This is a genomic window from Streptomyces sp. NRRL B-24085, assembly GCF_001282115.1.
In the GTDB taxonomy this organism is placed as follows: Bacteria; Actinomycetota; Actinomycetes; order Streptomycetales; family Streptomycetaceae; genus Streptomyces.
On record NZ_LJBR01000374.1, the window covers coordinates 1 to 9,943 of the forward strand.

Below are 9,943 nucleotides of genomic sequence, written 5' to 3' on the forward strand. Positions count from 1 at the left end.
CCGACCGGTCGGAGTCCGAGGCGAGCAGTCGGTCCAGGGGGTCGGGGAGGAAGTTCGTGAGGACACCCGTCGCGCGGCCGTCGAAGGGGACGAACAGGCCGACGGGGATGCCCAGCCACACCCCGTTCGGCGCCCCGAGCAGTGCCGCTCCGGCGATCCGCTGGGGATGGTCGTCGCCGATCGCCGCGTACACGGCCGCCGAGAGCCCCGCGGCCACCGCGACCAGCACCACCGTCACCAGGGCGGACGCGGCCGGCCGTACGACCCGGTGCACCGCCTCCCAGCCGCGCGGCAACGGTGTACGACGGGACGCCAGCAGCGCGACCAGCAGGATCCCGGCCGACCAGCCGAGTCCGCCCAGCAGGGTCGGCGCGGTGTCCACCGTGAAACCGACCGCGGCCTTCGCGTCGACGAGGTCACCGATCCGGTCGGGCAGCAGTCCGCCGATGTCCCCGACGTCCCCCAGCCCCGGGATGTCGAGTCCGCCGGCCCCGCCCGCGCCCGGCAGCTCGTCGAGCCCGAGCGCACCCCCGTCGATCGTGATGACGTCGTGTCCGGCCCAGGCAAGGCCGCCCATCATCGCCGTGAACAGGGCGACCACGGAGCCCGCGCGGGCGAGGAGTTCGGAGGGTGCGATCACCGGTCCGGCCGCCCGCAGGGACCGTAGGAAGAACCAGGACAAAAGCAGCGCACCGACCAGGCTGACGCCCAGTGGCGTGATCTCGATGGCGGTCGCCGTCTGTGCCCCCGTCAGGCCGAACGCGGACACGTCCCCTGAGGGCGTCACCGAACCACCTGCCGCAAGGGCCACAACAGCCGCGGTCATCGGGCCCAGTGAGGCCGCGGAATCGGCCTCCAGCAGATGCAGACCGAGCGCCGCCGTACCCGCCATGCCGATCAACGCCCAGCTCACAGCGGCCAGCGCGGACAGCAGGATGTCTCCCCACGGCAGCCGCACGCCGTGCTGCGTGGTCTCGACGTCCATCGACGCACTCATGGCAGACCCCCCGATCCGCGGCACGGCCGAGACCGCGCTTGTCCCCCTCGCGTGGATTACCCACTCTCCGGGTCGGTTTCAACCCCGTCAACGGAACCGGCCGAAGCGTACGAACGTGGTGTTCTCGGGGCTCGACTTTCGGTCAGGAGGGGATCCTGAAATAGTTCCCGACGATGTTCGACATCCCTACACTCCCTGTGACGGGGGCAATTCGGGGGACTACTCAGTGGGGCTTGGAGTGCCGGAACTCGTACTGGAAGCGAATGGCCGTACCTGGACGCTCGATCCGTCCAGGCCGTACAGCCTTGGACGCGATCCGCAGGGGGACATCGTGTTCGACGACGCCAGGGTGTCCTGGCGTCACGCCACGATCCGCTGGGGCGGGAGCAGTTGGGTCATCGAGGACCACAGCAGCACCAACGGCACGTTCGTGCACGGTCAGCGGATCCACCAGACGGAGGTCGGCCCCGGCACGGCCGTCCACCTCGGCAACGCGAGCGACGGCCCGCTGCTGAGCCTCTCCGGAACCGCCGCCCCGGCAGCACAGCCGCAGCCCGGCCGGCAGTCGTACGCCGCGCAGAGCGCCAACCCCGGCTGGGCCCAGCAGACTCCGCAGCAGACGCCCCCGCAGTCCCGGCAGCAGACGCCCCAGCGGTCACCGCAGCAGGCCTCGCAGTCGGGCTGGCCACAGCTCCAGCAACAGCCCCAGCAACAGCAACAGCCCCGGCAACAGCCGCAGCAGTACTCGAACGAGCCGCTGCAGAAGTTCCCGCAGCAGCACGCCCCCGGCCCTGGCTCCGGCGTGGGCGCGGACGCTCCGCCGGTCTACGGCGACCGCAGCCCCACCACGTTCCACCAGTTCACCATCGGCCGCATCATGCGGATCGGCCGTGCCCTGGAGAACGACCTGGTCGTCTCCGACCTTCAGGTCTCCCGCAACCACGCCGAGTTCCACTCGATGCCCGACGGCCGCATGGAGATCCGCGACCTGGGCTCCCACAACGGCACGTACGTCAACGGCCAGCCGATCCCCAAGGGCGGCGCCACCCTGCTCGGCCCGAGCGACATCGTCGGTGTCGGCCACTCCACGTTCCGGATCGTCGGCGACCGGCTCGAGGAGTTCGTCGACACCGGTGAGGTGACGTTCTCCGCCCGCCACCTGACGGTCACCGTCGACGGCGGCAAGCAGATCCTCAAGGACGTCTCCTTCGGCGTCCCCGAGAAGTCCCTGATCGCGGTCATCGGACCGTCCGGTTCCGGCAAGTCGACCCTGCTCAAGGCGCTCACCGGCTACCGGCCCGCCGACCAGGGCGACGTCCTCTACGACAACCGCAACCTCTACAAGCAGTTCGCCGAGCTGCGCCAGCGCATCGGCTTGGTCCCGCAGGACGACATCCTGCACAAGGAGCTGACCGTCAAGAAGGCCCTCAAGTACGCGGCGAAACTCCGCTTCCCGGCCGACACCACGGCACAGGAGCGCGAGAACCGCATAGACGAGGTGCTGCGCGAGCTGAAGCTCGACATCCACAAGGAGAAGAAGGTCACCTCCCTCTCCGGCGGCCAGCGCAAGCGCGTCTCGGTGGCCCTGGAGCTGCTCACCAAGCCGTCGTTGATCTTCCTCGACGAGCCGACTTCCGGCCTCGACCCGGGCATGGACCGCGATGTCATGCAGCTGCTGCGCGGCCTCGCCGACGACGGCCGTACGGTCCTCGTGGTCACCCATTCCGTGGCCGAGCTGGCCCTGTGCGACAAGCTCCTCGTGATGGCCCCGGGCGGCGCGGTCGCCTACTTCGGGCCGCCCGAGGAGGCGCTGAACTTCTTCGGCTACGACACCTGGGCCGACGTCTTCTCGGCCTTCGAGAACTACCGCGACTACGACTGGGCCGGCCGCTGGAAGGGCTCGCAGCACTACCAGATGTACGCAGCGGACATAGACGCCGTTGCGCCGCAGTCCGTACAGACGCCTCCGATGCAGGGCATGAAGCCGCCCAAGCCACAGCGCTGGGCGGGTCAGTTCGGGACGCTCGTGCGCCGCTACATGTCGGTCATCGCGTCCGACAAGGGCTTCCTGGCCCTCACGGTGATCCTGCCGCTCGTCCTCGGCGCGGTGAGCCTGCTCATCGACTTCGGCGACAACCTGCTGCCCAAGCCGGTCGACCCCAGGACCAAGCAGCCCGAGCCGAACAGCACGGCCACCACCGTCCTGCTGATCCTCGCGGTCGGCGCCTGCTTCGCCGGCGCGGCCAACTCAGTCCGCGAGCTGATCAAGGAACGGGTCATCTACGAACGGGAGCGCGCCACCGGTCTGTCCCGCTCGGCGTACCTGATGTCGAAGGTCGTCGTACTCGGCGTGATCACCGTGCTGCAGGGACTGATGGTCGGCGTCATCGGCTTCGCCAGCCGCGGACTGCCGAAGGAGGGCCTGGTCCTCGGGAGCGCCACCCTCGCGGAGCTGTGCCTGCCGATCATGGGGCTCGGGTTCACCTCGATGATGTTCGGGCTGATCATCTCCGCGCTCGTGAAGACGTCCGAGAAGACCATGCCGCTGCTGGTCATGTTCGCGATCGTCCAGGTCGTCTTCACCGGCTGCCTGTTCACCCTGCACGGCACTGTCGGCGTCAACGAGCTCTCGTATCTGATGCCGTCGCGCTGGGCGGTCGCCGCCGCGGGCGCCACGCTGGACTTCAACCAGGTCAACCCGCCCGTCAAACCGGGTGACACGACCGATCCGCTGTGGAATCACGCGGTCAGCACCTGGGGCCTCGACATGGTCGCCCTGATCGCCCTCGGCGTCGTCTGCGGCTTCCTCGTCTCCCGCTTCCTGCGCCGCCACGAGCCCGAGGTCATGCGCAAGTGATCACCGCCGTACGACGGCGAAGGGCGGCGCCCCGAGGGGGTGCCGCCCTTGTGCGTGGGAGAGGTCCCCGCGGCCTCAGTACGCGCTGTTCACGTTGTCCATCGAGCCGTACCTGTGGGCCGCGTAGTTCGCGGCGGCGGTGATGTTGGCGACCGGGTCGTAGATGTTCCAGGACGTGCCCGCGACGTGGTACGCCTGGAACGTCGGCGGGATGACCTGGAGCAGCCCCTTCGAGGGGATGCCGTTGATGGCGTTGATGTCCCAGTTGTTGATCGCGTTCGGGTTGCCCGAGGACTCCCGCATGATGTTGCGGTACAGGCCGTTGTAGCTGCCCGGGATGCCCTTGGCCCGCATGATGGACAGGGACTCCTTGATCCAGCCGTCCAGGTTGTTCGCGTAGCTCTTCTTGGGCGCGGCGGCCTTGATCTTGGCGCGGTGCGCGGCGCGGCTCGCGGCCTCCTTGGCCTGGCGCGCCTGCGCGGCCTTCTTGGCGGCGGCGGCCGCGGCGGCCTTCTTCTTCGCGGCGGCGGCAGCCTTGGCCTTCGCCTCGGCCTGCGCCTTCGCCTTCGCCTCGGCGGCCTTGTTCTGCAGCGCCTTGGCGGCGAGCTGCTCCTTGACGTCCGCCTGGAGGCCCTTGAGCTCCTCGGAGGTGTACTTCACGGGAGCCGAGTAGCCGGCCGCCTCGGAGGTGGTGGTCTCCGCGTTGCCCGGAACCGCGCTGAAGGCGACGGCGGCTGCGCCAAGGGTGGCGACTCCGGCGACGGCGATCTTGTGGCGCTTCGTCAGCGCGCGACTGTGACCTCGGGTGAAAGGGTTCTTGGGCATGCGGGATTGACCTCTTCGAATAGCGCGGAGGTCGCTCGCTGTCCGGCGGGGGACACGGGTGCTTCCGGCACAAACGCCGCGGGGCAGAACCCGCGGCGCTGAGCGACGTTGGCCATTCTTAGCTGGCGCAAAACACCCGGGCAAAGGTGTGACATACGACCCCGGGTAGTGGACCCGGGGAGGGCAAAACGGGACAGACTGGAATGTCTGCCCCGTTCATGGGGGAAGGCTTTGCCTCCTATTTCACTTAGTACGTGATGTGCGCCCTATGTGCGGGCTCACATCGTCCGCACAGCGTTCTCACCGGCAGTTGCGTGAGCAATGCTCTGCGTGAGGTCCCTCCTGTGGAAGCAGGAGATGCACGTCGCCGAACTCGTGCCACAGGTAGTGCCGGCGCAGGGCCTCCTCGTAACCGCGGTCGATCGCCGCCCGCCCCGCCACCGCCTCCAGCATCAGCAGGTGCGAGGCCTCCGGCTCGTGCAGCCCGGTCAGCAGCCCGTCCACCACCCGCACCCCGCGCTCGGGGGTCACGACGAGGTCCGTCCATCCCGCACGCGCGCGTACGACTCCGTCGGCCCCGGCCGCCGACTCCACGGCCCGCACGGCCGTCGTCCCGACGGCGACGACCCTGCCGTCCCCTGCCTTCACGGCGTTGATCAGCCGGGCGGAGGCCTCCGGCACCGAGAACCGCTCCGGATACGGCGGCTCGTGCGCCTCCGCCGAGGCCACCCCCGTGTGCAGCGTGACGGGCGCGAACTGCACACCCCGGCTCACCAGCTCCGCCACCAGCCGCGCGGTGAAGGGGCGCGCCGCGCTGGGCATCTCCGCACTTCCCGAACCGTCGGGCGACGGCAGCGCGAACACCGTCTGGTAGACGGACAACGGCTGGTCCCGCTCCGTGTAGGAGTACCGAATGGGCCGCCCGTGCTCCCGCAGCAGCCCGATCACCTCCCCGCCGTCCACCCGCGCCCACCACAGACGCTCACTCACCGCCTCCTCCAGGACCAGCCGCCCGTCCCCGGGCAGCCGCACCTCCGTCCCCGCGGGCCCGCCCGCACGCGCACGCGTGGTGCCCTTCCCGTCCGGGTCCCGCAGCTCGACCGCCCACCGCCCGTCGTCCCCGCGCGTGGAGAAGTGCACCACCACGCGCGCGTGCCCGATCCGCCCGTCGACGGCGGCGGCCAGCGTGGGGGAGGTGTTCACGACGAGCAGGTCCCCGGCCCGCAGCAGCCGCGGAAGCTCACCGAACGAGTGGTGCGACACCGCCGTCCCCCGCGACACCAGCAGACGTACGGCGTCCCGGTCGAGCCCCGGCCCGCGCTGCTCGGCGGGCACCCGCGCGGACAGCTCTCCGGGTACGCGCACGGTCAGTGTCATCGCCCCTCCAGCAGCGACGGAGCCCCGTACCGGCCGCTCACCGGCCGCTCGTCCAGCAACCGCAGGAACGCCGGCACCACACTCGCCGGCTCCGGCCGCGGCTCCTCGTCCTCCGGTACGGCCGCCGCGTACAGGTCGGTCGCCATGTCCCCGGGATCGACGGCCCACACCCGCAGCCGCGGCTCCTCCTCGGCCAGCACCGCCGCGAGGTGGTCCAGGGCGGCCTTGGAGGCCCCGTAGCCGCCCCACGTCTCGTACGCCTCGGCGGCGGCGTCCGAACTGACCGCGATCACCGCGCCGGCCGCCGCGGCCCGCAACAGCGGCAGCGCCTCCTGGACCAGGCCCAGCGCGGCCACGACGTTCACCTCCAGCGCCCGGCGCAGCCCGTCCAGCGGCAGCCCCTCAAGACGCGTCAGCGGCTCGGCGCCCAGCGCGCTCGCGTTGTGCACCAGCAGATCGACACCGCCGAGCCGCCAGGCCGCCGCCACCAGCTCCGAGCGGTGCCCCGGATCCGTGACGTCCCCGGGCAGGGCCGTCACCCGGGTCCCGTGCCCCGCGAGCGCGGCCGCCGTCTCCTTCAGCACCTCCGCCGTCCTCGCGTCGAGCACCAGGTCCCAGCCCCGCGCGGCCAGCGCCTCGGCGAGCGCCCGCCCCAGCCCCTTCGAGGCCCCCGTGATGATCGCTACCGGCATGACATCCGTCCCCTCGTCCTCCACGCCTCCTGATCGGCGTGCCCACACCGTAGGAACGCCGCCCTCCCGGCCGCCTCGGACGCGGGCCGCAATGCCACGAGGCCCTTCGCCCTAGGTCGTCAGCCCCAGCCGGGGGCCGTCCCAGGCCCGATCCGCGCTGTCACACCCCGCCCGTACTCTGAGGACATGAGTCAAGGCCCCCGGTCCGGCCTCGCCGCGGTGAGTTCCGCGCTGCTGGCCATGAGCAGGCACCTGGAGGTGCGCGACGTCCTCAAGACGATCGTCGCCTCGGCCCGCGAGCTGCTCGACGCGCAGTACGCCGCCCTCGGCGTCCCGGACGACCACGGGGGCTTCGCCCAGTTCGTGGTCGACGGCGTCAGCGACGCCCAGTGGAAGGCCATCGGCCCGCTCCCGCGCCAGCACGGCATCCTCGCCGCGATGCTCCACGAGGCCACGCCCGAGCGCCTCGCCGACGTCCGCAAGGACCCCCGCTTCGAGGGCTGGCCGTCCGCCCACCCCGACCTGGTCGACTTCCTGGGCCTGCCCATCCGCGACGGCGACGAGGTCATCGGCGCGCTGTTCCTCGCGAACAAGAACTGCAAGAAGCCGGAGGGCAGCTGCGGCTTCACCGAGGAGGACGAGGAACTCCTCTCGATCCTCGCCCAGCACGCCGCGATCGCCCTCACCAACGCCCGCCTCTACGAACGCAGCCGCGAGCTCACCATCGCCGAGGAGCGCTCCCGCCTCGCCCACGAACTGCACGACGCGGTCAGCCAGAAGCTGTTCTCCCTGCGCCTGACCGCCCAGGCCGCCGCCGCCCTCGTCGACCGCGACCCGTCCCGGGCCAAGGGCGAGCTGCACCAGGTGGCCGTGCTCGCCGCCGAGGCCGCCGACGAACTGCGCGCCGCCGTGGTCGAGTTGCGCCCCGCCGCGCTGGACGAGGACGGCCTGACCGCCACCCTGCGCACCCAGGTCCAGGTCCTGGACCGCGCCCACACCGCGCGCGTGACCTTCGCCGCCCACAACTTCCGCGCACTGCCGGCCGCCCAGGAGGAGGCCGTGCTCCGCGTCGCCCAGGAGGCCCTGCACAACGCGCTGCGGCACTCCGGAGCCGCCCATGTCGACGTGACACTGGACCGGCGCGGCAGCGGAGCCGTCCTGCGGGTCACGGACGACGGCAGCGGCTTCGAACCGAAGGCGGTCCGCCGCGCCGGCCGTCACCTCGGCCTGGTCTCCATGCGGGACCGCACCAGCGGGGTCGGCGGCACGCTGACCGTGGAATCGGCGCCCGGCAAGGGCACCACCATCGAGATGGAGGTCCCCGGTGGCTGACGCGATCAAGGTCCTGCTCGTGGACGACCACCAGGTCGTCCGCCGGGGGCTGCGCACCTTCCTCGAAGTGCAGGACGACATAGAGGTCGTGGGCGAGGCCGCCGACGGCGCCGAGGGCGTCGCGCGCGCCGAGGAGCTGAAACCCGACATCGTCCTCATGGACGTCAAGATGCCGGGCATGGACGGCGTCGACGCCCTGCGCAGGCTCCGCGAACTGAACAACCCCGCGCGCGTGCTGATCGTCACCAGCTTCACCGAACAGCGCACGGTGGTCCCGGCCCTGCGCGCGGGCGCCGCCGGCTACGTCTACAAGGACGTCGACCCCGACGCCCTCGCCGGCGCCATCCGCTCCGTCCACGCCGGGCACATCCTGCTCCAACCGGAGGTCGCGGACGTCCTCCTGTCCCAGGAGGAGAACAACACCGGGCCGGGCAGGGGAGGTTCGCTCACCGAGCGGGAGCGCGAGGTGCTCGGGCTGATCGCGGACGGCCGCTCCAACCGGGAGATCGCCCGTGCGCTGGTCCTCTCCGAGAAGACCGTCAAGACGCACGTCTCGAACATCCTGATGAAGCTCGACCTGGCGGACCGGACGCAGGCGGCCCTGTGGGCGGTTCGTCACGGAGTGGCCGGTTGATCCGTGCGGCGCACGGCAATACGGAGGGTTCCGCTCCGGAGTGAGATTCATACCGTCGTGGGAATGTCCCCCGAATGGCGCATCCTTCGGGGAGCCCCGCCGTTCTCCAGTGCGTGCTGCGGCGACTGCCGCGGCAATCGCTAGGAGGGCTTAGAAGTGAAGAACCTGAAGAAGGCAGCGGCCGTGACGATGGTGGCCGGCGGACTGATCGCCGCCGGCGCCGGTATGGCCTCCGCCACCGACGGCTCGCACGCCGACGGCAAGGCCGTGGGCTCGCCCGGCGTCGTCTCGGGCAACCTCGTCCAGGCCCCGGTGCACATCCCGGTGAACGCGGTCGGCAACAGCGTGAACGTCATCGGCGTGCTGAACCCCGCCTTCGGCAACCTCGGCCTCAACCACTGACGTCCCTCGCCGAGCGGGCAGTGACTTCGGCCTCCCGGGCGCACCACGCACCCGGGAGGCCGGTCCGTTCACCGCGGGAACGTCAGGGCTCTGCCCGTCAGCGAGGCGTGGGGCAGCCGGGCCATCGAACGGCGGGGGCCGCAGGTACGCAGATTTGCGGGACCGAAGAACCGTCGCTCCGACGAGACTGCTGAACTGCCAGGGCCGCAGCGCCGCCGAGTTGCCGAGCGGCTGAGGCCGCCGGGCCGGTGAGGCGCTGGGGCCGTCGAGCCGCTGGACCGCCGAGTTGCCGGGCCGGCGAGCCGCTGGGGCGGTCGAGCCGCCAAGTCACCGGGCAGCTGAACCGCTAGGGCCGACAGGGCGCCGAGTTGCCGGGCCGTTGCACTGTTAGGGCCGACAAGCCGACGGGCTGCTGGACCGCCGGGCCGACGAGTTGCCAGGTCGTCGAACCGTCGAGACCGCTGACCCGCTTCGCCGTCGAACCATCGGAATCGCCGGGCCGCTGATTCGTTGAGGCCGCTGGACGGCTGGGCCGACGAGTCGCTGGGGCCGTCGAGCCGCTGATTCGTCGAGGCCCCTGAACCGCTGGGGCCGAAGGGGCGCCGAGTTGCCAGGTTCTCGAACCGTCGAGACCGCTGACCCGCTTCGCCGTCGAACCGCCCGCGCTGCGGGGCCGCTGAACCGTCGAGGCCGCCGCCGGTCCGCCGAACCGCAGAACCGCCGAGGGGGCTGAACCGCTGGAGCCGCGAACCACCGGGGCCCAATCACGCAGCCCTCAAGTCACCAACCCCGACGTCACCCGACCCCCACCCCAGCCGGCCCCAGAT

At 71.2% G+C, this 9,943-nt stretch carries 8 protein-coding genes; 4 read left to right on the top strand and 4 right to left on the bottom strand.

The annotated features are described in order from the left end of the window. A partial coding sequence (locus tag AOJ26_RS33385) for a streptophobe family protein (RefSeq protein WP_234358735.1) occupies nt 1–997 on the bottom strand: 997 nt, incomplete at its 3' end. A gap of 238 nt (nt 998–1,235) precedes the next feature. Here AOJ26_RS33385 and AOJ26_RS33390 point away from each other — a divergent pair. Beyond that, nucleotides 1,236–3,854: an FHA domain-containing protein gene (locus AOJ26_RS33390; RefSeq protein WP_053852117.1), complete on the top strand. Its 2,619-nt coding sequence runs from the start codon at nt 1,236–1,238 to the stop codon at nt 3,852–3,854. 75 nt (nt 3,855–3,929) lie between these two features. On the opposite strand, the gene AOJ26_RS33395 is transcribed toward AOJ26_RS33390, so the two are convergent. From AOJ26_RS33395 to AOJ26_RS33405, 3 genes are all read right to left on the bottom strand, one after another. Next, entirely contained in the window at nt 3,930–4,679 is a 750-nt protein-coding gene (locus AOJ26_RS33395; RefSeq protein ID WP_053852113.1) for a transglycosylase SLT domain-containing protein, read from the bottom strand. A 300-nt stretch (nt 4,680–4,979) separates the two neighbouring features. Then, nucleotides 4,980–6,056 carry an S-adenosylmethionine:tRNA ribosyltransferase-isomerase gene (locus AOJ26_RS33400; RefSeq protein ID WP_053852114.1) on the bottom strand — a complete coding sequence of 359 codons (1,077 nt, stop codon included), beginning with the start codon at nt 6,054–6,056 and terminating at the stop codon, nt 4,980–4,982. Beyond that, nucleotides 6,053–6,748: an SDR family NAD(P)-dependent oxidoreductase gene (locus AOJ26_RS33405; protein WP_053852118.1), complete on the bottom strand. Its 696-nt coding sequence runs from the start codon at nt 6,746–6,748 to the stop codon at nt 6,053–6,055. Before AOJ26_RS33405 ends, AOJ26_RS33400 begins: the two co-directional genes overlap by 4 nt. Before the next feature lie 186 nt (nt 6,749–6,934). Here AOJ26_RS33405 and AOJ26_RS33410 point away from each other — a divergent pair, with 186 nt between their 5' ends. The 3 genes from AOJ26_RS33410 (at nt 6,935) to chpE (ending at nt 9,116) form a co-directional block, all read left to right on the top strand. Next, entirely contained in the window at nt 6,935–8,080 is a 1,146-nt protein-coding gene (locus AOJ26_RS33410) for a GAF domain-containing sensor histidine kinase (RefSeq protein WP_053852115.1), read from the top strand. Then, complete coding sequence (locus AOJ26_RS33415) at nt 8,073–8,714, top strand: response regulator (RefSeq protein WP_053852116.1); 642 nt, start codon at nt 8,073–8,075, stop codon at nt 8,712–8,714. Before AOJ26_RS33410 ends, AOJ26_RS33415 begins: the two co-directional genes overlap by 8 nt. 156 nt (nt 8,715–8,870) lie before the next feature. Next, a complete protein-coding gene (gene chpE, locus AOJ26_RS33420) occupies nt 8,871–9,116 on the top strand; it encodes a chaplin ChpE (protein WP_031060399.1) in 246 nt (81 codons plus the stop codon). Nucleotides 9,117–9,943: the final 827 nt, after the last annotated feature.

What these genes read in the sequence shown, in the direction of transcription:
- AOJ26_RS33395 (WP_053852113.1), bottom strand. Translation starts at nt 4,679, where the DNA reads ATGCCCAAGAACCCTTTCACCCGAGGTCACAGTCGCGCGCTGACGAAG.
- AOJ26_RS33400 (WP_053852114.1), bottom strand. Translation starts at nt 6,056, where the DNA reads ATGACACTGACCGTGCGCGTACCCGGAGAGCTGTCCGCGCGGGTGCCC.
- AOJ26_RS33405 (WP_053852118.1), bottom strand. Translation starts at nt 6,748, where the DNA reads ATGCCGGTAGCGATCATCACGGGGGCCTCGAAGGGGCTGGGGCGGGCG.
- AOJ26_RS33410 (WP_053852115.1), top strand. Translation starts at nt 6,935, where the DNA reads ATGAGTCAAGGCCCCCGGTCCGGCCTCGCCGCGGTGAGTTCCGCGCTG.